This window comes from Streptomyces sp. NPDC002773, from assembly GCF_040295605.1.
Taxonomy (GTDB): Bacteria; Actinomycetota; Actinomycetes; order Streptomycetales; family Streptomycetaceae; genus Streptomyces.
On the sequence record NZ_JBEOVO010000014.1, the window covers coordinates 16,743 to 39,948 of the forward strand.

Annotated in this window: 24 protein-coding genes; 13 read left to right on the plus strand and 11 right to left on the minus strand. The window is 70.7% G+C overall.

The features are described 5' to 3' along the window. The first annotated feature begins 43 nt into the window (after window positions 1–43). On the plus strand, window positions 44–1,048 hold the full coding sequence (hemB, locus tag ABT034_RS18585; RefSeq protein ID WP_351216397.1) for a porphobilinogen synthase: 1,005 nt from the start codon (window positions 44–46) through the stop codon (window positions 1,046–1,048). A 62-nt stretch (window positions 1,049–1,110) separates the two neighbouring features. Then, window positions 1,111–1,380: a DUF1876 domain-containing protein gene (locus ABT034_RS18590; RefSeq protein WP_351216676.1), complete on the plus strand. Its 270-nt coding sequence runs from the start codon at window positions 1,111–1,113 to the stop codon at window positions 1,378–1,380. An 84-nt stretch (window positions 1,381–1,464) separates the two neighbouring features. Here ABT034_RS18590 and argS read toward each other — a convergent pair whose 3' ends face one another. Further along, window positions 1,465–3,231: an arginine--tRNA ligase gene (gene argS / locus ABT034_RS18595; protein WP_351216399.1), complete on the minus strand. Its 1,767-nt coding sequence runs from the start codon at window positions 3,229–3,231 to the stop codon at window positions 1,465–1,467. A 209-nt stretch (window positions 3,232–3,440) separates the two neighbouring features. Here argS and lysS point away from each other — a divergent pair, with 209 nt between their 5' ends. After that, entirely contained in the window at window positions 3,441–5,165 is a 1,725-nt protein-coding gene (gene lysS / locus ABT034_RS18600; protein WP_351216401.1) for a lysine--tRNA ligase, read from the plus strand. Window positions 5,166–5,253: 88 nt separating this feature from the next. Here lysS and ABT034_RS18605 read toward each other — a convergent pair whose 3' ends face one another. The 3 genes from ABT034_RS18605 to ABT034_RS18615 all read right to left on the minus strand — a co-directional run bounded on the left by ABT034_RS18605 (window position 5,254) and on the right by ABT034_RS18615 (window position 8,528). After that, window positions 5,254–6,546: a DUF2637 domain-containing protein gene (locus tag ABT034_RS18605; protein ID WP_351216403.1), complete on the minus strand. Its 1,293-nt coding sequence runs from the start codon at window positions 6,544–6,546 to the stop codon at window positions 5,254–5,256. A 129-nt stretch (window positions 6,547–6,675) separates the two neighbouring features. Next, the gene (locus tag ABT034_RS18610) at window positions 6,676–7,413 is read right to left on the minus strand and encodes a DUF3558 domain-containing protein (protein WP_351216405.1); all 738 of its coding nucleotides are present in this window, start codon (window positions 7,411–7,413) and stop codon (window positions 6,676–6,678) included. 128 nt (window positions 7,414–7,541) lie between these two features. Then, window positions 7,542–8,528 (minus strand): DUF3558 domain-containing protein, encoded by a 987-nt coding sequence (locus ABT034_RS18615; RefSeq protein WP_351216407.1) that lies wholly within the window; start codon window positions 8,526–8,528, stop codon window positions 7,542–7,544. A gap of 174 nt (window positions 8,529–8,702) precedes the next feature. Between ABT034_RS18615 and ABT034_RS18620 the strand changes: the two genes are divergently transcribed. Continuing rightward, window positions 8,703–9,896: an RtcB family protein gene (locus ABT034_RS18620; RefSeq protein ID WP_351216409.1), complete on the plus strand. Its 1,194-nt coding sequence runs from the start codon at window positions 8,703–8,705 to the stop codon at window positions 9,894–9,896. A gap of 54 nt (window positions 9,897–9,950) precedes the next feature. On the opposite strand, the gene ABT034_RS18625 is transcribed toward ABT034_RS18620, so the two are convergent. Together ABT034_RS18625 and ABT034_RS18630 are read right to left on the minus strand one after the other, a co-directional pair. Further along, on the minus strand, window positions 9,951–10,715 hold the full coding sequence (locus ABT034_RS18625; protein ID WP_351216411.1) for an SDR family NAD(P)-dependent oxidoreductase: 765 nt from the start codon (window positions 10,713–10,715) through the stop codon (window positions 9,951–9,953). A gap of 67 nt (window positions 10,716–10,782) precedes the next feature. Next, window positions 10,783–11,118 (minus strand): YnfA family protein, encoded by a 336-nt coding sequence (locus ABT034_RS18630; RefSeq protein ID WP_351216413.1) that lies wholly within the window; start codon window positions 11,116–11,118, stop codon window positions 10,783–10,785. 84 nt (window positions 11,119–11,202) lie between these two features. Between ABT034_RS18630 and ABT034_RS18635 the strand changes: the two genes are divergently transcribed. Continuing rightward, window positions 11,203–11,679 (plus strand): hypothetical protein, encoded by a 477-nt coding sequence (locus ABT034_RS18635; RefSeq protein ID WP_351216415.1) that lies wholly within the window; start codon window positions 11,203–11,205, stop codon window positions 11,677–11,679. A gap of 12 nt (window positions 11,680–11,691) precedes the next feature. Here the strand turns inward: ABT034_RS18635 and ABT034_RS18640 are convergent, their stop codons facing one another. After that, the gene (locus ABT034_RS18640) at window positions 11,692–13,116 is read right to left on the minus strand and encodes an FAD-dependent monooxygenase (protein WP_351216417.1); all 1,425 of its coding nucleotides are present in this window, start codon (window positions 13,114–13,116) and stop codon (window positions 11,692–11,694) included. Between the two features lie 115 nt (window positions 13,117–13,231). On the opposite strand from ABT034_RS18640, the gene ABT034_RS18645 reads away from it, so the two are divergent. Continuing rightward, entirely contained in the window at window positions 13,232–13,792 is a 561-nt protein-coding gene (locus ABT034_RS18645; protein ID WP_351216419.1) for a TetR/AcrR family transcriptional regulator, read from the plus strand. A 20-nt stretch (window positions 13,793–13,812) separates the two neighbouring features. On the opposite strand, the gene ABT034_RS18650 is transcribed toward ABT034_RS18645, so the two are convergent. After that, window positions 13,813–14,550 (minus strand): Mut7-C RNAse domain-containing protein, encoded by a 738-nt coding sequence (locus ABT034_RS18650; protein WP_351216421.1) that lies wholly within the window; start codon window positions 14,548–14,550, stop codon window positions 13,813–13,815. Window positions 14,551–14,647: 97 nt separating this feature from the next. Here ABT034_RS18650 and ABT034_RS18655 point away from each other — a divergent pair, with 97 nt between their 5' ends. Continuing rightward, window positions 14,648–15,097 carry a GNAT family N-acetyltransferase gene (locus ABT034_RS18655; protein ID WP_351216423.1) on the plus strand — a complete coding sequence of 150 codons (450 nt, stop codon included), beginning with the start codon at window positions 14,648–14,650 and terminating at the stop codon, window positions 15,095–15,097. 13 nt (window positions 15,098–15,110) lie between these two features. On the opposite strand, the gene ABT034_RS18660 is transcribed toward ABT034_RS18655, so the two are convergent. Further along, on the minus strand, window positions 15,111–15,659 hold the full coding sequence (locus ABT034_RS18660; protein ID WP_351216425.1) for a GNAT family N-acetyltransferase: 549 nt from the start codon (window positions 15,657–15,659) through the stop codon (window positions 15,111–15,113). A 142-nt stretch (window positions 15,660–15,801) separates the two neighbouring features. Here ABT034_RS18660 and ABT034_RS18665 point away from each other — a divergent pair, with 142 nt between their 5' ends. Next, complete coding sequence (locus tag ABT034_RS18665) at window positions 15,802–16,680, plus strand: substrate-binding domain-containing protein (protein ID WP_351216427.1); 879 nt, start codon at window positions 15,802–15,804, stop codon at window positions 16,678–16,680. 7 nt (window positions 16,681–16,687) lie between these two features. Here the strand turns inward: ABT034_RS18665 and ABT034_RS18670 are convergent, their stop codons facing one another. Continuing rightward, a complete protein-coding gene (locus tag ABT034_RS18670) occupies window positions 16,688–17,110 on the minus strand; it encodes a MerR family transcriptional regulator (protein ID WP_351216429.1) in 423 nt (140 codons plus the stop codon). Between the two features lie 254 nt (window positions 17,111–17,364). Continuing rightward, window positions 17,365–17,979, minus strand: a complete 615-nt coding sequence (locus ABT034_RS18675; RefSeq protein WP_351216431.1) for a hypothetical protein — start codon at window positions 17,977–17,979, stop codon at window positions 17,365–17,367. 149 nt (window positions 17,980–18,128) lie between these two features. On the opposite strand from ABT034_RS18675, the gene hemL reads away from it, so the two are divergent. From hemL to ABT034_RS18700, 5 genes are all read left to right on the plus strand, one after another. Next, window positions 18,129–19,556: a glutamate-1-semialdehyde 2,1-aminomutase gene (gene hemL, locus ABT034_RS18680; RefSeq protein WP_351216433.1), complete on the plus strand. Its 1,428-nt coding sequence runs from the start codon at window positions 18,129–18,131 to the stop codon at window positions 19,554–19,556. Next, window positions 19,553–20,242 carry a histidine phosphatase family protein gene (locus ABT034_RS18685; RefSeq protein ID WP_351216435.1) on the plus strand — a complete coding sequence of 230 codons (690 nt, stop codon included), beginning with the start codon at window positions 19,553–19,555 and terminating at the stop codon, window positions 20,240–20,242. Before hemL ends, ABT034_RS18685 begins: the two co-directional genes overlap by 4 nt. A 240-nt stretch (window positions 20,243–20,482) precedes the next feature. After that, on the plus strand, window positions 20,483–21,775 hold the full coding sequence (locus ABT034_RS18690; RefSeq protein WP_351216678.1) for a polysaccharide deacetylase family protein: 1,293 nt from the start codon (window positions 20,483–20,485) through the stop codon (window positions 21,773–21,775). A 77-nt stretch (window positions 21,776–21,852) separates the two neighbouring features. After that, complete coding sequence (locus tag ABT034_RS18695) at window positions 21,853–22,458, plus strand: TlpA family protein disulfide reductase (RefSeq protein ID WP_351216437.1); 606 nt, start codon at window positions 21,853–21,855, stop codon at window positions 22,456–22,458. A gap of 7 nt (window positions 22,459–22,465) precedes the next feature. Beyond that, window positions 22,466–23,203: a cytochrome c biogenesis CcdA family protein gene (locus ABT034_RS18700; protein ID WP_351216439.1), complete on the plus strand. Its 738-nt coding sequence runs from the start codon at window positions 22,466–22,468 to the stop codon at window positions 23,201–23,203. Window positions 23,204–23,206: the final 3 nt, after the last annotated feature.

The following is a 23,206-nucleotide window of genomic DNA, read 5'->3' on the forward strand; positions in this document are numbered from 1 at the left end:
GGGTCGGTAAGTGCATCGTTTCGGCGGGCGTAGCCTCGGGGGCATGAACTCGTACGGATCTTTTCCCGGGGCGCGGCCGCGGCGGCTGCGGACTACGCCTGCCATGCGGCGGATGGTGGCCGAGACGCGGCTGCACCCCGCCGATCTGATCCTCCCCGCGTTCGTACGCGAGGGGATCACCGAGCCCGTGCCGATCCAGGCCATGCCCGGAGTCGTCCAGCACAGCCGCGACACCCTGCGGAAGGCCGCGGTCGAGGCGCTGGAGGCGGGAGTCTCCGGGATCATGCTCTTCGGCGTGCCCGAGGACGCCAAGAAGGACGCCGCCGGTACGGCCGGGACCGACCCGGACGGCATCCTTCAGGTCGCCATCCGTGACGTGCGGGCCGAGGTCGGTGACGAGCTGGTCATCATGTCGGACCTGTGCCTCGACGAGTACACCGACCACGGCCACTGCGGCGTCCTCGACGCCGACGGCCGGGTCGACAACGACGCCACGCTGGAACGTTACGCCGAGATGGCCCAGGTCCAGGCCGACGCCGGCGTCCACGTCGTGGGGCCCTCCGGGATGATGGACGGCCAGGTCGGGGTGGTCCGGGACGCCCTCGACACCATCGGCAAGGAGGACGTGTCGATCCTCGCGTACACCGCGAAGTACTCCTCCGCCTTCTACGGCCCCTTCCGCGAGGCCGTCGGCTCCTCCCTCCGCGGCGACCGCAAGACCTACCAGCAGGACCCCGCGAACCTGCGGGAGTCGCTGCGCGAGCTCGCCCTCGACCTGGAGGAGGGCGCCGACATGGTGATGGTGAAGCCCGCCGGGCCGTACCTCGACGTGCTCGCGAAGGTCGCCGAGTCCGTGGACGTGCCCGTCGCCGCGTACCAGATCAGCGGCGAGTACGCGATGGTCGAGGCGGCCGCCGAGAAGGGCTGGATCGACCGGGACAAGGCGATCCTGGAAACCCTCACCGGCATCCGCCGGGCCGGCGCGCAGCTGATCCTGACCTACTGGGCCACCGAGGTCGCGCGGACACTGGGGTCGGCTCGCCGGTGACGGCCGTCCGGCGCACCCTGGAGAGGTAGCCGACAGGTACCTCGCTGGAGGTGGTCCTCATGATGCACACGCTTGTCGGATGGCATGTGGAGATGGAATTCCAGGAGGAAGGCGACCGGACGCGGGCCGCGGCCATGGTCCGGCTCAGCGACGGCACCGAGTTCCGGGCCCACGGAACCGCGAACCGCCACCCCTCCGATCCGGACCAGCTGAGGGTGGGCGAGGAGATCGCCGGCGCACGCGCGCTGATGGATCTCGCCTCGCAGCTGCTCCAGAAGGCCCACACGGAGATCGACGAGGTGTCGGGCAGGACCTCGCACTCCCTCCGTTGACCCCGGTCGACGACGAAGCCCCCGGCACGGTGGTCATCCGTGCCGAGGGCTTCGTCGTGCTGCGGGCTTCGTCGTGCCCGCGGGTCAGAGACGCTCGGGCGTCCTGATGCCCAGCAGGGCCATGCCCTGGTGGAGCGTGCGGGCGGTCAGGTCGCAGAGGAAGAGACGGTTCTCGACCTGCTGCGGGGTGTCCGCCTTCAGGACCGGGCACTCCGAGTAGAACGTCGTGTAGTGCGAGGCGAGCTGGTAGAGGTACGCGGCCAGCTTGTGCGGCGCGTACTCCGCGGCCGTCTCGGCGATCAGCTCGCCGAAGGCGTCCAGGTGCAGACCGAGGGCCCGCTCGGACGGCGCGAGGGCCAGCTCGGCGTGAGCCGCCGGCCTGGCGTCGCCCGCCTTGCGGAGGATCGACTGGATCCGGGCGTACGCGTACTGCAGGTAGACCGAGGTGTCACCGTGGAGCGACACCATCTGGTCGAGGTCGAACTTGTAGTCGCGGGCAGCCGAGGTCGACAGGTCGGCGTACTTCACGGCGCCGATGCCCACCTGGGTGCCCCGCTCCGCGATCTCCTGCTCCGTGAGGTCCTGGGCCTTCTCACGGACGACGGCCGACGCACGGTCGATCGCCTCGTCCAGCAGGTCCACCAGCCGCACCGTCTCGCCCTCACGGGTCTTGAACGGCTTGCCGTCCTTGCCGAGGACCGTGCCGAAGGCCAGCTGGACGGCCTTCACGTCGTCGTTCAGCCAGCCGGCCCGGCGGGCCGTCTCGAAGACCATCTTGAAGTGCAGCGACTGCCGCGCGTCGACCACGTACAGCAGGGTCGACGCCTTCAGGTTCCGCACCCGGTCCCGGATCGCGGACAGGTCCGTCGCCGCGTACCCGAAACCGCCGTCGGACTTCTGGACGATCAGCGGGGTCGGGTTGCCGTCCGGGCCCTTCACGTCGTCGAAGAAGACGCACAGCGCACCCTCGGAGCGGACGGCGACGCCCGACTCCTCAAGCAGGCGGCAGGTCTCCACCAGCATGTCGTTGTACCCGGACTCGCCGACCACGTCGGGGTCCCGGATGTCCATGTCGAGCTTGTCGAAGACCGAGTAGAAGTAGATCTTCGACTCGTCGACGAACCGCTGCCAGAGCGCGAGCGTCTGCTCGTCGCCGGCCTGGAGATCCACCACGCGCGCGCGGGCCCGCGTCTTGAACTCCTCGTCAGAGTCGAAGAGGACACGCGAGGCCTTGTAGAGCCGGTTCAGGTTCGACATGGCCTCCTCACCGGAGACCTCGCCGCCGTCCTCGGCCTTGTGGTCCAGCTCGTGCGGGTGCTCGATCAGGAACTGGATGAGCATGCCGAACTGGGTACCCCAGTCGCCGATGTGGTGACGCCGGACCACGCTCTCGCCGGTGAACTCCAGGATCTCGACCATCGCCGCGCCGATCACGGCGGAGCGCAGATGCCCGACGTGCATCTCCTTCGCCACGTTCGGCTGGGCGTAGTCGATGACCGTCGTGCCCGCCGACTCGTTGAACGGCACGCCGAGCCGGGCGTCCGCGGCGCGGGCCGCCAGCGTCCGCACGATCGCCGCGTCGGTCACCGTGATGTTCAGGAAGCCGGGGCCCGACACCTCGATCTCCGCCAGCACGTCGTTCGCCGGGATCGCCTCGACGACCTTCGTCGCCAGCTCACGCGGATTGCCCTTGAGCTGCTTGGCCAGCGCCAGGATGCCGTTGGCCTGGAAGTCGGCCCGGTCGCTTCGTCGCAGCAGCGGGTCGGCGGACGCAGCCTCCGGCAGAGCTGCCGAGAGGCCGTCCGCGAGGCGCTGCTGCACGGTCGAAGCGAGGGAAGGGACCGAGGCCATGAGCTTCCGTTCCTGTTGAGTTCGTCAGGTCTAATTCGCTTGTCAAGTGTCCCATGGGAGCGCAACGTGATTTCCCCGCCTATGGACAACCCCCGCCGACAACCTCGCCCTGTGGACAACCACGGAGAGCTGTGTTCCGTCTGGGAGAATGGCTCACGTAGGCATAGGGCTGTCAGGCAGCACCCCTCAGGAAGAAGGACGTACCGACCGTGGCTCAGAGCAGCACCGAGACCGACTGGGTCTCCCGTTTCGCGGACGAGGTCATCGCCGAGTCGGAGCGACGTGCGCCTGGCAAACCGGTCGTCGTCGCCTCCGGCCTCTCCCCGTCCGGCCCGATCCACCTGGGCAACCTCCGCGAGGTCATGACCCCGCACCTGGTCGCCGACGAGATCCGCCGCCGCGGGCACGAGGTCAGGCACCTCATCTCCTGGGACGACTACGACCGCTACCGCAAGGTGCCGAACGGCATCGAGGGCATCGACGCGTCCTGGGCCGAGCACATCGGCAAGCCGCTGACCTCCGTCCCGGCGCCCGCCGGCTCGCCCCACCCCAACTGGGCCGAGCACTTCAAGGCCGCCATGGTCGAATCACTGGCCGAGCTGGGCGTCGAGTACGACCCCATCAGCCAGACCGAGCAGTACACCGCCGGTGCCTACCGCGAGCAGATCCTGCACGCCATGAAGCACCGCGGCGACATCGACGCCATCCTCGACCAGTACCGGACGAAGAAGGCGCCGAAGAAGCAGTCGCAGAAGCCCCTCGACGAAGCCGAACTCGAAGCCGAGGAAGGCTCCGGCGCGGCCGGCGAGGACGACGGCTCCGGCGGCGCCTCCGGCTACTTCCCGTACAAGCCGTACTGCGGACAGTGCGAGAAGGACCTCACCACCGTCACCTCGTACGACGACGACACCACCGAACTGGCCTACACCTGCACGAACTGCGGCTTCGCCGAGACCGTGAAGCTCAGCGAGTTCAACCGCGGCAAGCTGGTCTGGAAGGTCGACTGGCCGATGCGCTGGGCCTACGAGGGCGTCATCTTCGAGCCCTCCGGCGTCGACCACTCCTCGCCCGGCTCCTCCTTCGTCGTCGGCGGCCAGATCGTCCGCGAGATCTTCGACGGCGTCCAGCCCATCGGCCCCATGTACGCCTTCGTCGGCATCAGCGGCATGGCCAAGATGTCCTCCTCGCGCGGAGGCGTACCGACCGCCGCCGACGCCCTGAAGATCATGGAAGCGCCGCTCCTGCGCTGGCTGTACGCGCGCCGCAGGCCCAACCAGTCCTTCAAGATCGCCTTCGACCAGGAGATCCAGCGGCTCTACGACGAGTGGGACAAGCTGGAGGCCAAGGTCGCGGACGGCACCGTCCTGCCCGCCGACGCCGCCGCCCACACCCGCGCCGCCCGCACCGCCGCCGGCGAGCTCCCCCGCACCCCGCGCCCGCTCCCGTACCGGACGCTCGCCTCCGTCATGGACATCACCGCCGGCCACGACGAGCAGACCCTGCGGATCCTCACCGAGCTCGACCCGGAGAACCCCGTCACCACCCTCGACGAGGTCCGGCCCCGACTCGACCGCGCCGAGAACTGGATCACCAACCAGGTCCCGGCCGACCAGCGCACGATCGTCCGAGAGGAGCCCGACACCGAACTCCTCGGCTCCCTCGACGACGAAGGCCGCGAGTCGCTCCGCCTGCTCCTGGAGGGCCTCGACAGCCACTGGTCGCTCGACGGGCTCACCACCCTCGTCTACGGCGTCCCGAAGGTGCTGGCCGGCCTCGACCCGGAGGCCAAGCCGACACCCGAGCTGAAGCTCGCGCAGCGCGCGTTCTTCGCCCTGCTCTACAAGCTGCTCGTCAGCCGCGAGACCGGCCCGCGACTGCCCACGCTGCTGCTCGCCGTGGGCGCGGAGCGAGTGAGGAAGCTGCTCGGCGCGTGAGCGTGTGAGCGCGTGACGTGAGCATGGGAAAGGGCCGCCACCCGGATTCGGGTGGCGGCCCTTTCACGCATGGCCCCGGGCGCGTGCGTCAGGGCGTGTTGTACTCGCTCATCTCCTGCCGGATCTGCTCCTGGACCTCGGGGATCAGCCGCTGGAGCAGCTCGGGATTCCGAAGCTGCTGGACGCCGTAGTACTCGGCCACCTGGCGGGCGAGCTCCTGGTCCTCCGGGAAGCGGTCCTGCTCCACGGCGAACGCCCAGGTGAGCTTGTGGACGACCTCGCGGAACTCCTCGGCCTGCGGATCCGGTTCCACGTACTCGGGGTACTCGACGAACTCCTCCGGCCCCGGCGGAGGCACGTCCTCCGGGCCCTGCGGGACCGGCACCGGCGTCGGCTCCAGACCCTCGACGATCCGAGGGTTGTACGTGCCCTCGTACGTCTCCGAGGCGAGCTGCTGCGTGTCGAACCAGGGACTCTCGTGGTTCACGGGGCCCACCGGCGGCTCCGCCTCGGCCTGCGGAACGCCGGTCGGTGACGGCTTCTGCTGTGGCTGTGGCTGTATCTGCGGCTGTTGCGGCATGGGCACCTGCGCCGCCGCCTGCAGCTGCGGCAGCTGCTGCGCGGGCACCGGCAGGGGGCCCTGCGACTGCGACTGCGCCTGAGGCTGAGGCTGAGGCTGCGGCTGCGGAGGCAGCAACGCCGGTTCGATGCCCGCCGCCGCCAGGCCCGCCGCCGCCGTCTCCGCCAGCGGGACGCCGTATCGCGCCAGACGCAGCGGCATCAGCGCCTCCACCGGCGCCTTCCGCCGCCAGCTACGGCCGTAACGGGCCTGCAGCCGCGCCTGGTAGATCAACCGCTCCTGCTCCAGCTTGATCACCTGCTCGTACGAGCGCAGCTCCCACAGCTTCATCCGGCGCCACAGCCGGAACGTCGGCACCGGAGACAGCAGCCAGCGGGTCAGCCGGACGCCCTCCATGTGCTTGTCCGCCGTGATGTCCGCGATCCGCCCCACCGCGTGACGCGCCGCCTCGACAGCCACCACGAACAGCATCGGGATCACCGCGTGCATCCCGACGCCCAACGGGTCGGGCCACGCCGCCGCGCCGTTGAACGCGATCGTCGCCGCCGTCAGCACCCACGCCGTCTGCCGCAACAGCGGGAACGGGATCCGCAACCACGTCAGCAACAAGTCGAGGGCGAGCAGCACACAGATGCCCGCGTCGATGCCGATCGGGAAGAAGTACGAGAAGGTGCCGAAGCCCTTGTCCAGAGCGAGCTCGCGCACGGCGGCGTACGAACCCGCGAAACCGATCCCCGCGATGATCAGCGCACCGGCGATGACGAGCCCGATGAGTATTCGGTGTGTGCGTGTCAGCTGCATCGCGGCCACCCGCGATCCCCTCCCGTCATTCGACATCCCGCGCGCACAGAGTGGCACACGCGCACGGAGCCCGGCCCTCGGGGGAGGGACGGGCTCCGCACGGACATGCCACTGTGCGCTGGTTTGTGACTACTTGTTGGCAGCGGCGACCGCGGCCACGGCTTCCTTCGCCGCCTTCACCGCACCATCCATGACGGTCTTCTCCGTCGGGGTCGCCGCGCCCGCGTACCCGGCGCCGTTGTACGAGAGCAGCACCAGGACGTTGCCCGTACGCGCCACGACGGAGCCGTACACGAAGTCCTCGTCCGTCTTGTGCAGCTGGTACGCGACGGTCTTCGCCTCCTCGCCGATACCCGTCGCCGTGGTGGTGCGGAGCTTCTTGGCGCCCGGAGTCTCCTCGATCTTGGCGAGCTCCTTCGCGAGGTTCTCCTGAGCGCGCTCCTGGCCGCTGCCGAGCGAGACGTCCGACTCGTACCGGTAGAACGACACATCGAGCCAGCGGTACTGCGAGCCCTTCACGCCCAGGTCGGCGAGGCCGTTCCACGAGCAGCCGCTGCGGCTCGTCAGGTCGCTGGAGGGCGCGGGCGTGCCGTTCTTGGTCTTCGCCTTCGGCACCAGCGAGGCCGTCGACTTCGCGGAGATCGCCTTGCACGCCTGCGGCAGCTTCGCGAACCTCGCCGGCTCGACCGTCTTCGTGGTCTGCGACGGCGAGGGAGTCGCGGACGCCGACGCGCCGGCCTTGTCCTTCGAGCCCGCCTTCCCGGAGCCGCCGTCACCGGAGTCCGAGGAGCAGCCGGCGACGACGAGCATCACCGGGACGGCGGCGCAGGCGAGTATGCGGGTGAGTCGCGGGGCTGATCGCTGCATGGTTCCTTCAGTCGCTTGTCGTGCGGTCCGGCCGGGGATCCGGCGGCCACGGGCACGGATGCGGGTGGGCCACGGGTACGCCGACACGTTACGTGGTCGCCGCACGCTCACGGAGCGGAGCCAAACCGCTACTCCTCCAGGCGCTCCGCGAGCAGCCGGGCCAGATTCCGGGCCTTTTCCTGCAGTTCCTTGCTGTCGGGGGCCTCCGCCGAACCCCTGGTCTGCTCCCGGTAGGAGACGGTCACGATGACGTTGGATGTGCGGAACACCACGCTGACGGCCCGCTCATGGCCGTTCGCGCCGACCGTGCTCAGGACGTCGTCCAGGTACGCGACGTTCCCGAGGCCGCCGAGCACGCGTGGTTCGAGGCCGGTGGGGGCCGGGCCGGAAGGGGTGGGTCCGGTGGCGGTGGAACCGGAGGGGGAGGGGCCGGTCGCGGCGCCCGTGCCGGGGGCCGTCGTCGGGGACGCGGTGCCCGCCGGGGGTGCGGGCGGCGCGGTGGCGCCCGGCGGGGTCGGGGTCGTGGCCGGGCCCTGGGCGGCGTGGGTGCTCGCGCCGGGGGGTGCGACCGTCCCCGTCCCCGCCCCCGTCGCTGTCGCCGACCCCGGGGCTGCCGGGGTCGGTGGGGCCGTCGGGGCCAGCGGGATGTGCGCCGCGAGCTGCTTGCGGACGAACACCTCCTGCGCCCGGTCGTCGTCGCTGACGGCGGTGTCGTACGACACGACCCGCTCGACATCGAGCGCCAGGCGGTGCGAGACGTCCGGAGTGTCGGCCTTCCAGGCGCAGCCGACCCGCCGGTCGGTGTCATAGGTCGTGGCCGCTACGCCCCGGTACGCCTTGTCCCGCTCGGAATCGGCCAGCGCGGCCGCGCCCGGGAGCAGGTCCCTGAGCATGGCCTGCGGGACGGAACCGCAGGGCTCGAAGAGCGTGCGGTAGCGGCCGGGGGGCGCGGCGGGCGCGGCGGGGCCGGCCTTGGCGTCGAAGGCGATGTCGTCCGTCGGGGTGTCGGCGGAGCATCCCGTGAGGCCGATCCCGAGGCCGAGGCCGAGTGTGAGCACGACGGCGGTGCGCGCCGCGGGCCCGGTGCGGCCGGGGGCGTACCTCTTTCGCTGCACGGTCCCAGGCTCCCTTCTCTCGAAGTCTTTCCCGAAAACTGTTTGCCGCGCGAACCCGGCCGATGGACACAATGTCTATCGCACACGCAGCCGTTGATGCCGGTCCGTTGTCACCTGTACGGGCTTTGGCGCCGGTTTTTGCGTTATCGGGCTTTTCGGGGGAATTGAGGAAGTATGTCGTACGTAGAGGTACCGGGGGCGAAGGTTCCGATCCGGATGTGGGCCGACCCTGCCACGGTGGAGGGCGGTGCCATGCAGCAGCTGCAGAACGTGGCGACGCTGCCGTGGATCAAGGGCCTGGCCGTGATGCCGGACGTGCACTACGGCAAGGGCGCGACGGTCGGGTCGGTGATCGCGATGCAGGGTGCGGTCTGTCCGGCGGCGGTCGGTGTGGACATCGGCTGCGGGATGTCGGCGGTCAAGACCTCGCTGACGGCGAACGACCTGCCGGGTGATCTGTCGCGGCTGCGGTCGAAGATCGAGCAGGCGATTCCGGTAGGGCGGGGGTTGCATCGCGAGGAGGTCGATCCGAAGCGGCTGTACCAGTTCCCGACGGCGGGATGGGATGACTTCTGGTCGCGGTTCGACGGGGTCGCCGATGCGGTGAAGTTCCGTCGCGGACGGGCGGCTCAGCAGATGGGAACCCTTGGCCAAGGGAATCATTTTGTGGAGTTTTGTGTCGATACATCCGATTCGGTGTGGCTCATGCTGCACTCCGGGTCCCGGAATATCGGCAAGGAGCTCGCCGAGTACCACATCGGCGAAGCGCGGAAGCTTCCGCACAACCAGGGTCTCGTCGACCGCGACCTGGCGGTGTTCGTCGCGGACACCCCGCAGATGGCGGCCTACCGCCACGACCTCTTCTGGGCCCAGGAGTACGCGAAGTACAACCGCGCGATCATGATGGCGCTGTTCCAGGAGGTCGTCCGCCGGGAGTTCCGCAAGGCACGGGTGACCTTCGACCAGGTGATCTCCTGTCACCACAACTACGTGGCGGAGGAGCAGTACGAGGGCATGGACCTGCTGGTCACGAGGAAGGGTGCGATCCGGGCCGGCTCCGGGGAGTTCGGGATCATCCCGGGTTCGATGGGCACGGGCTCGTACATCGTGAAGGGTCTTGGGAACGCGGCGTCGTTCAACTCGGCCTCCCACGGAGCTGGCCGGAAGATGAGCCGGAGCGAAGCCAAGCGGCGCTTCTCGACGCGGGATCTGGAAGAGCAGACGCGGGGTGTGGAGTGCCGTAAGGACTCCGGTGTCGTGGACGAGATTCCGGGTGCGTACAAGCCGATCGAGAAGGTGATCGACCAGCAGCGCGACCTGGTGGAGGTCGTCGCCAAACTGAAGCAGGTCATCTGTGTGAAGGGCTGAATCGTTCCGTACGGGACGAGGGGCCGGCGTGGTGCGCCGGCCCCTCGTGGCGTTCTACAGCTCGCGGTGGATCTTGGTGTTGGAGGCCTGGGCTCGGGGGCGGACCACCAGGAGGTCGATGTTGACGTGCGGGGGGCGGGTGCAGGCCCAGGTGATCGTTTCGGCTACGTCGTCGGCGGTGAGGGGGTCGGCCACGCCGGCGTAGACCTTGGCGGCCTTCTCGGTGTCGCCGCGGAAGCGGGTGGTGGCGAACTCGTCCGTCTTGACCATGCCGGGGGCGATCTCGATGACGCGGACCGGGGTGCCGACGATCTCCAGGCGGAGGGTCTCGGCGAGGACGCGGGCGCCGTTCTTGGCGGCGACGTAGCCGGCGCCGCCCTCGTAGGTGGAGTGGCCGGCGGTGGACGAGAGGACGACGACCGTGCCGTCTCCGCTCGCGGTGAGGGCCGGGAGCAGGGCCTGGGTCACGTTCAGGGTGCCGATGACGTTGACCTCGTACATCTGGCGCCAGTCGTCGGGGTCGCCGGTGGCGACGGGGTCGGCGCCGAGGGCGCCGCCGGCGTTGTTGACGAGGACGGCGAGGGTGCGGAACGCGGTGGCGAACTCGTCGACGGCGGTCCGGTCGGTGACGTCGAGGGCGTAGGCGGCGGCCTGGTGGCCGGCCTCGTTGATCTCGGCGGCCAGGGCTTCGATGCGGTCCTTGCGCCGGGCGGTGAGGACCACGCGGTAGCCGGCGGCGGCCAGTTGCCTGGCCGTGGCGGCGCCGATTCCGCTGCTGGCTCCGGTGATGACGGCGATGGGGGTGCCGGGGGGAGTCATGACGGGTGCTCCTCGCGCAGGTGGTCGATGACGTCGATCGCCCGGTCAGGATAGGTCGGGGTGTATCTCAGCGGCCTCGCGGGGCGTACATGATCAGGGCCATGCCGGCGAGGCAGACGAGTGCGCCGATGACGTCCCAGCGGTCGGGGCGGTAGCCGTCCGCGACCATGCCCCAGGCGAGGGATCCGGCTACGAACACTCCGCCGTAGGCGGCGAGGACGCGGCCGAACTCGGCGTCGGGCTGGAGGGTGGCGACGAAGCCGTAGACGCCGAGGGCGACGACGCCTGCGCCGATCCAGATCCAGCCGCGGTGCTCCCGGACGCCTTGCCAGACGAGCCAGGCTCCGCCGATCTCGAAGAGGGCGGCGAGGGCGAAGAGGGTGAGGGAGCGGGCGGTCAGCACGGGGACAGCCTGCCATGGGACACGCTGACTGACGGGTTGTCAGTGTGCGGGATGATCTGTCGCTATTTTAGGGTTATGTGTGGAATGCGGAAGGGTGTGCTCGGGGTCGTTCTCGCGGCCGCGGTGGTGATGGGCGCGGGTGCGGGTGCCGGCGCTGTGGGGCCGGTGGCCGGGCCCGAGGCGGATCTGGCCCATCACGGTCATGTCTCCCTTTGGGGCGGAAGGCTCGGGGTGTGGCTGGTCAGCGAGAACCACGGTCCTTCCGATCTCTCCCAGGCGACGGTCCGGCTCGCGTTCTCCGAGCCGCTGGCGGGAGGGCAGGGGCTGCCGGAGGCCTGTCTGTGGAGCAGTGACCGGGTGGTGTCCTGCCGTACGGGTGCGCTGCGGGCCGTGGGTGGGGGCGTGGGTGAGCTGGCGCTCGATCTGAGGACCGCGGGTCTCCCGGACGAGCTGACGGTGGACATCACGACGGTCTGGATGGACGGGGTGACCGATCGGGTCCCGGGGAACGACCGGCACCGTGTGCTGGTGCTTGCCACCGGGGACCCGTACGTCTTCTGATCCGCGCTTCGGTCAGCGGTTCGTCCAGTGGATGTAGCCGTCGGGGCGGACCAGTACCGCGGTCCGCCGCGTCGGGTCCGTCCAGGTGGCGCGTATGAGGCGCTCCGGGGTGACGGGGGCGGTCCCGGGCAGGGTCGGGGCTTCGCCCTCCGGGGCGATCAGGACGAACTCGCCCGCGCGCAGCAGTTCGTAGAGCCGTCCCTCGCGCAGTCGCAGGTCCGGCGCGCGGCGGCCCGCGGGGCGCCGGGAGCCCGCCGGGGGCGCGTAGGCGATGCCGATTCCGCTGATCATGCCCATGGCGCGGGCGGAGGCGGGCCGCACCGCGTCGAGGAGGCGGGCGGCGAGGGAGCGGGCGGCGCGGGTGAGCGGGGTGTGGGCCATCGCGAGGCGCACGATCGCGCCGCTGCTGCGGAGCACCATGGCGCCGACGGGGTGGCGCTCGGACTGGTAGCTGTCGAGGAGGGCGTCGGGGTGGGGTGCCTCGCCGCGCAGGACGGCGGTGAGTTTCCAGGAGAGGTTGGCGGCGTCCTGGAGGCCGGTGTTCATGCCTTGGCCGCCGGCGGGGGAGTGGACGTGGGCGGCGTCTCCGGCGAGGAAGACCCGGCCGACCCGGTACGCCGGGGCCTGGCGCTCGTCGCTGTGGAAGCGGGAGATCCAGCGGGGGGAGTGCATGCCGTGGTCGGTGCCGAGGGCTCGGCGGGCGATCTCGCGGACCTCGTCCAGGTCGACGGGCTCGCTGTCGGCGACCTGGCGGGTGCGGGTCCAGCCCATCACCCGGTACCAGCCGTCGCCGAAGGGGGCGAGGAAGGCGAAGGTGTCGCCGGAGCCGCTGACGGTGAACGACTCGTCGGGCTCGTCCGTGAGGCGGACGTCGGCGAGGACGAGGGAGCGGATCACCGAGCCGCCGGGGAAGGGCAGGCCGAGGGCGGTGCGGACCGTGCTGCGGACGCCGTCCGTGCCGACGAGGTGGCGGGCGCTGAGGGTGAGGGGGGTTCCGTCCGGGTCGGTGAGCTCGGCCGTGACCGTGTCGGCGTCCTGGTGCAGTCCGCGCAGCTCCGTTCCGTACCGGAAGGTGACTCCGGCGGCGAGGGCGCGGCGCTCCAGGAGCCGCTCGACCTCGTACTGCGGGGTGACGAGCAGGTGGTTGAAGCGGCTGGGCAGTCGGGTGAGGTCGAGGTCGAGCCGGCCGAAGAGTCGGGCGCGGCTGAGGGTGGTGCCGGTGGCGAGGAGCTCGTCGGCGAGGCCTCGGGCGTCGAGCTGCTCCAGGGTGCGGGCGTGGACTCCGAAGGCGCGGGTCATGTTGGCGAGGCCGTGCGGGCGGCGCTCGACGAGGGTGACGTCGATGCCGGCGGTGGCGAGGTCGCCGGCGAGCAGCAGGCCGGTGGGGCCGGCGCCGATGACGAGGACCTGGGTGTCCGTCTTCTCCGTGGTGCTCATGGCTGCCTCCAGGGTGCCCACGACCGTTGGCCAACGGGTGTTGGTCAACACTTGTTGGCAACTGTAGACGCGCCCTCGGTGGAGTGTCAACGCCTGTTGGCCTACAGTCGTTGATATGACGACCGCCCGCCGCTCCGACGCCACCAGGGCCGCCATCCTGGAGGCCGCTCGCGAGCGCTTCGCCTCCGACGGATACGACCGCGCCACCATCCGGGCCATCGCCCGTGACGCGGGGATCGATCCGTCGATGGTGATGCGCTACTACGGCAACAAGGAGGGCCTTTTCGCAGCCGCCTCCGAGATCGACATCGGCCTGCCCGAACTGGGCGCGCTGCCCGCCCGGCACATCGGTGCCGTTCTGGTCACCCACTTCCTGGAGCGCTGGGAGCGGGACGAGGTCCTCACCGGGATGCTGCGGGTCGGCGTCACGAACGCCGCCGGGGCCGAGCGGATGCGGGAGATCTTCGCCCAGCAGCTCGGGCCCGTCACCCGGGGCGTCTGCCCCGACCCGGCGGAGGCCCCGCACCGGGCGGGGCTCGTCGCTTCCCAGATCCTCGGCATGGCGCTCACCCGCTACGTGCTGCGCCTGCCGCCGGTCGTGGAGATGTCCACCGAGGAGGTCGTGGCCTGGCTCGGCCCGACCGTGCAGCGCTATCTGACCGCCGAGGCGCCCTGAGGAAGTGAGCAGGGGGCGGGTCAGCCGGCCGCCGCGCCGCCGAACTCTCGTACCGCGTCGGAGACGATCGTCTCCAGGCGGGAGTGGTGGGCGCCGCGCCAGTAGACCCGGCCGCACTCCACGCACTCGGCGAACACGTCGTACGTCTTCTCCGTGCCCTGCTCCAGGCGCTCGCGGACCGCGTCCTTGTCGGCGTCGCTCAACTCCCCGTTGCACGCCGTGCACCGCGTCCACGGCGCGAGCGGCGGGGCGAACCGCTCCAGGACGTCGCGGAGCTGTTCCTCCGGCCGGTCGCTGTAGACGTACGCCCCCGCCCACAGCTCGCGGCGGCGCAGCAGGCCGCGGTCCCGCGAGAGCATGACGCGGCGCTCCCGCGCGGAGAGCGCGGCGAGGGCGGGGTCGCCGATGTCCTCGCTCTCGTACGCCGCGTCCACCCCGAGCAGTCGCAGCCGCCGGGCCAGCGTGCCGAGGTGCACGTCGAGCAGGAACCGGAGCGGCGCGCCCGGCACCGGCTGCGGACGGGCGACGGCCTCCACCAGGACCGTCTCGCCCGCGACCGGGACGTGCGAGGCGTCGACCTGCCGCCCGTCGACCAGGAGCCTCCCGGCCTCGGTGAGCGGCACACCCAGCGACTCCACGACGTGGCCGAGCGAGGAGGCGCCGTCGGTGGTCACGGGCGTGCGGCCCGAACGCCGCTCGGCCGAGACGAAGAGCCCCAGGCCGGGGGCGAAGCTGATCTGGATCTCCGGTCCGTTCACGGGGACAGGATGGCATCGGGGCGGGACCGGCTGCCAGGGAAATTCGGGGCCGCGCCCGGGGCGTCGACCCGGAAAAGCCCTGAGGTACCGTCCCGCCATGAAGATCATCGACCTGGAACCCGGCGACTCCCGCCTCGAGAGCGACCTCCTGCCGGTCCTCTCCGAACTCCGCCCCCACCTCACCCCCGCGCTCTTCCGCGAGGTGTACGAGGCCGGCCATCCGCAGGGACTCCGGTTCTCCGCCGCCTACGCGGACGACGGCCGCTGCGTCGGCGCGGCCGGCTGGCGGATCATCAACAACACCAGCTCGCTGCGCAAGCTCTACGTCGACGATCTCGTGACCGCCGCCACCTCCCGCTCCACCGGGGTCGGCCACGCGCTCATCGCCCACCTGGACGCGCACGCCCGCGCCGCCGGCTGCCACGAGCTCAACCTGGACTCCGGCACCCACCGCACCGGAGCCCACCGCTTCTACCTGCGCGAGCGCTTCGACATCGTGGCCTTCCACTTCACCCGGCCGCTCACCACGCCGGAGGACGGCTCCTGAGCCTCCGCGGTCCCTAGGGCGTCTCCAGATCGAGGCGCCAGTCGTTGCAGCGCATCGGGCGGCCCGGCGGGTACTCGAAGTCCCGCTCGCCGCGCAGTTCGAAGCCCGCCTTGCGGCACACCGCGTTCGAAGCGGCGTTGTCCGCCGACGGGAACGCGTGCAGATGGCGGTGGAGGCCCGCCGAACGGGCCTCCGCGATCACCGCGCGCGTGGCGGACGTCGCCAGGCCCCGGCCCTGGAAGCCCGGCAGCACGGCCCACCCGGTCTCGTACACCGGCTCGCCGTCCCAGGTCTGCGCCCAGTACCCGATGCTGCCCACCACGGCCTCCTCCGGCAGCAGCACGATCCGGAACATCCGCCCCGCGCCCGTGCCGTCGGCGCTCAGGTCCACGTACCGCCGGTGGCGGCGGGCCAGTTCCTCCTCGGTCTCCGGGCCGCCCAGATGCCCCGTCAACGCGGGCGCGTTCAGGGCGCGCAGCAGGCCGGCGTCGTCGTCGGACCAGGCTTCCAGCCGTACGGCGGAGGTGCCGGTGTCGGTGCCGGTATCGGTGTCGGTGTCCATGTCCGTACGGTAGGTCAGGGCACGGACGACCCCCATGGCCCGGAGAGACCCGTCTCGCGGGTGGGCAGGCCCTCTTGTGCGCGCCGGTGAACCGCTCCAAGGTGGCGGAAGAGGCACATTCCGGCCGGGGAGGGAGCGCCGTATGTCCGGGGCACAGGCATGGGGATTCACGGACGACAGGGGTACGGAGCTGGGAGCGGCCCGCGTGCCGCGCCGGGTGGTCGCGTACGTGCGGGCCGGGGCGGCCCTGTGCGATCTCGGCGTGACGCCGGTCGCCGTCTACGGCTCCGGGCACGACGGCGAGGTCCTCGATCCGGCCAAGGAGGGCGGGCTGCGGGCGGCCGGGGTGACGTACCTCGGGCCGGGGCGCGCCCTGGACGAGGGGCGGTTGCGGGAGCTGCGGGCTGACGTGATCGTCGACGTGACCTATGACGGGAAGAGTCCGTACGCGCTCGACGAGGCCGTCGCCGACCGGATCGGGATACCGCTCGTCGCGCTCTCCGTCGGCAACGAGCTCACCCTGCCGGCGATCCTCGACCGCTTCGGCGCGCTGGCCGTCAGCCTGGGGGCCGTGAGCCAGGGGGACGTGAGTCAGGGGGACGTGAGCTTCGGTGGCTCGGTGGCGGACGGTTCCTCCGCCGGGCTGCGGGTCGCGGAGGACGTCCTCCAGGCGGCCGCGGCGGCGAGTGGGTTCGCCGTGCTCGCCCTCTCCGGGGCCGGCCCCGACCAGGTGCATCTCGCCCGGCCGCACGCCTGGCCCGAGCTGGCGCGGCTCGCCGAGCTGGGCGTCCGGCTCGTCGACCCGGGTCCCGGGCCCGGCGCCAACTGGCTCACCGCCGACTGGGGCCGCGCCGCCGAACTCCGCCCCGACCTGGTCCTCTTCGACAGCCGCGCCCACGCGACGGCGCCCGACGGGACCCTGTCCGGCGTCCGGTCCACGCCGTGGAACCCCGAGACCCCGCCCAGCCCGGCCGCCTACGCCCGCTTCTTCCGCGACCTCGCGGCCGCCCTCGCTCCCTGAGGCGCGGTCAGGCCGGGGCCGCCGACGTCAGGCGGGTGTGCCGGAGGGAGTCGGCGAACTCCTCCGCGCGGCCGAGTTCGGCCCGCAGCTCGGCGACCCGCTCCGCGGCGGCCTCTTCGCAGCCGCGGACGCGGGCCAGGAGCGCGGCCCGCTCGTCCGGGTCGAGTTCCGTGTCCGTGCCCGCCCGCTCGGCGGCCAGCCGGTCCACGGCCGTGAGGAGTTCGCGGGTCTCGTCGAGGGTGAAACCGAGCGGCTTCATCCGGCGGACCACCAGCAGCCGGGACACGTCCGCCTCCGTGTAGAGCGGGAAGCCGCCCGGCGAGGCCGCGGACGGCATGACCAGGCCGCAGTCCTCGTACTGCCGGATCGTGCGCAGGGACAGCTCGGTCCGGGCGGCGACCTCGGCGATCTGCATGGGTTCGCCGGCCACCCGTACTCCTCGTGGTCCTCGCACTTCTCGTACCTCTCGTACTCCGCTCACGCGTCGCGTCCTTCCTCGTACGGGGCTCCCACCGGGCGCGGCTTCCGCACGCCGCGTACTATTCGTCCGAATTTCATCACTTATGAGAGCGGGAAGTGCGGCGAAACGCCTGCTCGTAGGTCGTCCGGTGGACAGCGGTCGGCCCGGGGAGAGGCGGACAGCACCCGACCACCCCCGACCGCCCCCCCCGCTCGGTCAGCGGCTCACGGCCACACCAGGCAGTACGGCTGGTGGCCCGCCTCGTGGAGGCGGACCGAGAAGTCCTGCCACTCGTGGAGCAGCTGGTAGACGTCGAAGGCGTCGCGCGGGCCGCCGCGGTCCGGGACCGTCGACCAGATGAAGGCGGCGGCGCCGACCGACTCCTCGCCGATCGCGCGCAGCGGATCGACCACGGTCATCGGCAGCTTCACCACCGCGTAGTCCGGGTGCAGCACCACCAGCTCCAGCGGCGGCACCTTGCTCAGGGGCATGCCCTGGATGCCGGTCAGGACCATGGCCGCTATGGTCTCCGGCTTGATCTTGGTGAACATGCCGCCCATGCCGAGCTCGTCGCCGCCGAGCTCCTCCGGGCGCATCGAGATCGGGACCTGGGCCGCCGTCGCGCTGTTGGGCGCGCCGAAGTACTTGTACGTCACCCCCAAGCTCCGGCCCCCGGTCGTCGCAGGGGGTGGTTCCGCGGCCGGTTCGGGGCGCTCGGGGCGCGCCCGGCGCTCCGACGCGGTCGGATCCTCCGCCCGTCGGCGCCGGTGCCTCCCCCGCCGGGCAGACTCCGGGCCCAGGTCGTCCGTCCCCTCGCCCGGTGCGCCACCGCGATGCATATCTCCACCCGACTGCTTTTTCTCGGCAACACGACCCCGCCGCGCGACCCGATCATCGTGTCAGTGACCTCCCCCGCGTTCGTACGGTGAAACACCTGTCCGCAAGAACGCCGTGGCCTCTGACACCATGGATTCCGTGAGCCATCCCTATGACGCCCCAGTTTCGCAGACGCGGAGGGCGTACGCCCCGGCGTAATACCCAGGATGTCCACGCCGTCCCTCCGTTCCCGAAGTCGTGCCCGAAGTCGTTCTCGCAGGTCAGGATCACAGTGCCGTATTCATACGAAGCCCCAGTCTCACAGACGCTTTTCGACCGCGCTTCCCTCGTGACGCCCGGCGGCGTGAACTCACCGGTGCGTGCCTTCCGGGCCGTGGGCGGAACGCCCCGGTTCATGGTGTCCGGTTCCGGTCCCTACCTCACCGACGCGGACGGTCGTGAGTACGTCGATCTGGTGTGCTCGTGGGGTCCGATGATCCTCGGCCACGCGCACCCCGAGGTCACCGCCGCCGTGCAGGCCGCCGTGGCCCGCGGCACCTCCTTCGGTACGCCCGGCGAGGGCGAGGTCGCGCTCGCCGAGGAGATCGTGGCGCGGATCGAGCCGGTCGAGCAGGTACGTCTCGTCTCCTCCGGCACCGAGGCCACGATGTCCGCGATCCGGCTCGCCCGCGGGTTCACCGGGCGCGCCAAGGTCGTCAAGTTCGCGGGCTGCTACCACGGCCACGTGGACGCGCTGCTCGCCGCGGCCGGTTCCGGTGTCGCCACCCTGGGGCTCCCCGACACGCCCGGCGTGACCGGGGCCCAGGCCGGCGACACGATCGTGCTGCCCTACAACGACCTGGCCGCGGTGCGGGCCGCCTTCGCCGCGCACCCGGGCGAGATCGCCTGCGTCATCACGGAGGCCTCGCCGGGCAACATGGGCGTCGTCCCGCCGGCCGAGGGCTTCAACCAGGGCCTCGCGGACCTGTGCCGGGAGAACGGCGCGCTGTACATCTCCGACGAGGTGATGACCGGTTTCCGTACGTCGAAGGCGGGCTGGTACGGCGTCGACGGCGTCAAGGCCGACCTGCTGACCTTCGGCAAGGTCATGGGCGGCGGCTTCCCGGCCGCCGCGTTCGGTGGCCGCGCCGACGTCATGGGGCACCTGGCCCCGGCCGGTCCGGTCTACCAGGCGGGCACCCTCTCCGGAAACCCGATCGCGACCGCCGCCGGGCTCGCGCAGCTGCGGCTGCTCGACGACGCGGCGTACGAGAAGGTCGACGCGGTCTCGAAGGAGATCCAGGGGCTCGTCTCCGGCGCCCTCGCCAAGGAGGGTGTCGCGCACCGGCTGCAGACGGCCTCCAACATGTTCTCGGTCTTCTTCACCGCCGACGAGGTGCGGAACTACGACGAGGCGAAGCAGCAGGAGGCCTTCCGCTTCAACGCCTTCTTCCACTCGATGCTGGCCGACGGCGTGTACCTGCCGCCGTCCGCCTTCGAGTCCTGGTTCGTGTCGGCCGCCCACGACGAGCGGGCGGTCGAGCGGATCGCCGCAGCCCTGCCGGCCGCCGCCCGCGCCGCCGCGGAGGCCACCGCATGAGCGCCGCCGGCAGCGACGACATCACCGTCGTCCATCTCGTGCGGCACGGCGAGGTCCACAATCCGGACGGGGTGCTCTACGGGCGCCGTTCCGGCTACCACCTGTCCGAGCTGGGCCGTCAGATGGCGGACCGGGTCGCCGAGCACCTGGCCGACCGGGACATCACGTACGTCGTCTCCTCCCCCCTTGAGCGGGCGCAGGAGACGGCCATGCCGGTCGCCAAGTCGCACGGTCTCGACCTGGCGAGCGACCCGCGGCTCATCGAGGCGGCGAACGTCTTCGAGGGCAAGACCTTCGGCGTCGGCGACGGGGCGCTGCGCAAGCCCGGGAACTGGAAGCACCTGACCAACCCGTTCCAGCCGTCCTGGGGCGAGCCGTACGTCGAGCAGGTCGTCCGCATGATGGGCGCGCTCGACGCGGCGAAGGACGCGGCCCGGGGGCACGAGGCGGTCTGTGTCAGCCATCAGCTGCCGATCTGGATCGTCCGCAGCTTCGTCGAGAAGCGGCGGCTCTGGCACGACCCGCGGCGGCGGCAGTGCACGCTGGCCTCGCTGACCTCGTTCACGTACCAGGGCGACCGGATCGTCTCGGTCGGCTACAGCGAGCCGGCGCTCGACCTCGTGCCCGTACATCTGCGGGCCGGTGCGAAGCCGGTCAAGGGGAAGTCGAAGGCGTTCGGGGCGTAGCTCCCGGAAAAGAGGCCTCGGAGGCTTCGGGGCGCAGGCCGGAAAAGACGCTCCACTGGACAGCGCCGTAACGCGAGGTCCACAGTTCAGGGCGGTCGGGTGGTGTTCATGCCAACCGACCGCCCTGAAATTTTTGTGCTATTTCCCGGAACCTATGTGTTCCTCCCGGCATCTCACTCATTGTCGGTTTGGATGACGTTCAGGTCATACGTCAGCGCGAATGGGGATGTCATGCGCGGGATCAGTGGAATCAGTCGAAGGGGGCTGCTCGGGGCGGGCGTTGGAGCCGCGGCCGCGATAGGTGTCGCCGCATGCGGCTCCAACAATACGGACAAGTCGGGACGTTCCGGGCCTGGTAAGGGGGGTGACGTCTCGGCGAACCCGAGCACGGCCGCCCCGACCAAGGACGACGTCCGACTCATCGGCGACGGTTCCACCGCCGACACCGGAAAGCAGCCGCACCAGCCCGACGCCCCCGTCCCGCTCGAACCCGGCCAGACCCCGCCGCAGTTCGTGATCTTCTCCTGGGACGGCGCCGGCGAGGTCGGCAACGGCCTCTTCCCGCGCTTCCTCGAACTCGCCAAGAACCACGACGCGGCGATGACCTTCTTCCTCTCCGGGATCTACCTCCTCCCCGAGTCGAAGAAGAACCTCTACCGCCCGCCGAACAACCGCGTCGGCGCCTCGGACATCGGCTACCTCACCGACGACCACATCAAGGACACGCTGAAGTACGTCCGGCAGGCCTGGCTCGAAGGCCACGAGATCGGCACCCACTTCAACGGGCACTTCTGCGGCGGCTCCGGCTCCGTCGGCAACTGGACCCCCGCCCAGTGGCAGAGCGAGATCGACCAGGCGATGAAGTTCGTCACCGAGTGGAAGACCAACAGCGGCTGGACCGACCTCGAACCGCTGCCCTTCGACTACTCGAAGGAGCTCGTCGGCGGCCGTACCCCCTGCCTCCTCGGCCAGGACAACCTGCTCCCCACCGCCAAGCGGCTCGGCTGGCGCTACGACGCCAGCTCGCCCGGCGGCCGGCAGACCTGGCCGACCAAGCGCCAGGGCATCTGGGACCTCCCGCTCCAGGCCGTGCCCTTCCCCGGGCACTCCTTCGAGGTCCTGTCCATGGACTACAACATGCTCGCCAACCAGTCGAAGAACACCACCAAGGGCATGCCCTCGCGCTACCCGGGCTGGCGCAAGCAGGCCACCGACGCCCTCCTCGGCGGCTTCACGCGCGCGTACGAGTCGAACCGCGCGCCCTTCTACATCGGCAACCACTTCGAGCAGTGGAACGGCGGCATCTACATGGACGCCGTCGAGCAGGCGATCAAGGGAATGGCCGGGAAGAAGGAGGTCAGGCTCGTCTCCTTCAAGCAGTTCGTGGACTGGCTCGACGTCCAGGACCCGAAGATCCTCCAGAAGCTGCGCTCGCTCGACGTGGGACAGAAGCCCGCCGGCGGCTGGAACGCGTTCCTCAGGCCCGCCGCCACCTCGTCCACTGCGCCCACCTCGTCCGCCCCGCCCGCTTAGGAGATCTTGACAAGGGGCTTTACGGGCACGTAGGGGGGTGCCCAAGATCCCCCAAACGCCCATGCGAAACTTTTCACATGAGCCTTAGCCGTGCCCCTCGCCGCACCCTGCTCGCCGTCGGAGTGCTGACCGCCGCCCTCGCACTCTCGGCCTGCGGCGGCGACGACAACGGCAAGTCCGGCGGCGGTGGCAACACCAACTTCGTGACCAACACGGGCGGTATCTCCACCGTCGCCAAGGACAAGCGCACGGCCACCGAGAAGATCGCGGGCGAGACCCTCGAAGGCGAGCAGCTCGACGTCGCCGACCTCAAGGGCAAGGTCGTCGTCCTCAACGTCTGGGGCTCCTGGTGCGGCCCGTGCCGCGCCGAGGCCCCGCACTTCGTGAAGGTCGCCGCCGACCTCAAGGACCAGGGCGTCGAGTTCGTCGGCCTCAACACCCGCGACTTCAACAAGCAGCAGGCCCTCACCTTCGAAGAGGACTACGAGGTCCCGTACCCGAGCCTCTACGACCCCAACGGCCGGCTGATCCTCTTCGGCTTCCCCAAGGGCACGCTCAACCCGCAGTCCATCCCCTCCACCGTCGTCCTCGACAAGGAGGGCAAGATCGCCGCCCGCTCGCTCATGGCACTCGACGAGAAGCAGCTCCGGTCGATGATCGAGCCTCTCCTCAAGGAGAAGTGAGCAGCCCGTGAACGAGACGGTCACCAGCGGAGCCCTGCTGCTCGCCCTGCCCCTCGCGGTCCTCGGCGGCCTGGTCTCCTTCTTCTCGCCGTGCGTCCTCCCGCTCGTCCCCGGCTACCTGAGTTACGTGACGGGCGTCACCGGCACCGACCTCGCCGAGAGCCGCCGCGGCCGGATGACCGCGGGGGCCGTCCTCTTCGTCCTCGGCTTCACCGCCGTGTTCGTGTCCGGCGGGGCGCTCTTCGGCTACTTCGGGTCGACGCTCCAGGAGTACCGCGAGACGCTCACCACGGTCCTCGGCGTGCTCATGATCCTCATGGGCGTGTTCTTCCTCGGCCTGATGCCCTGGTTCACCCAGCGCGAGTTCCGCTTCCACAAGAAGCCCGTCGCCGGGCTCGTCGGGGCGCCGCTGCTCGGCGCGCTCTTCGGCATCGGCTGGACCCCGTGCATCGGCCCGACCCTCGCCTCGGTCAACGCCCTCGCCCTGGAGCAGGCCAGCGCCGGGCGCGGCGCGATACTCGCCTTCGCGTACTGCCTCGGCCTCGGCGTGCCGTTCGTGCTCGCCGCCGTCGCCTTCCGCAAGGCGCTCGGCGCGTTCGGGTGGGTGAAGAAGCACTATGTGTGGGTGATGCGGATCGGTGGCGGCATGATGCTCGTCACCGGTGTCCTGCTCCTCACGGGCGCGTGGGACAGCATGGTCGCCACGATGCAGGGCTGGTCCAGCGGTTTCACGGTGGGGATCTGAGTT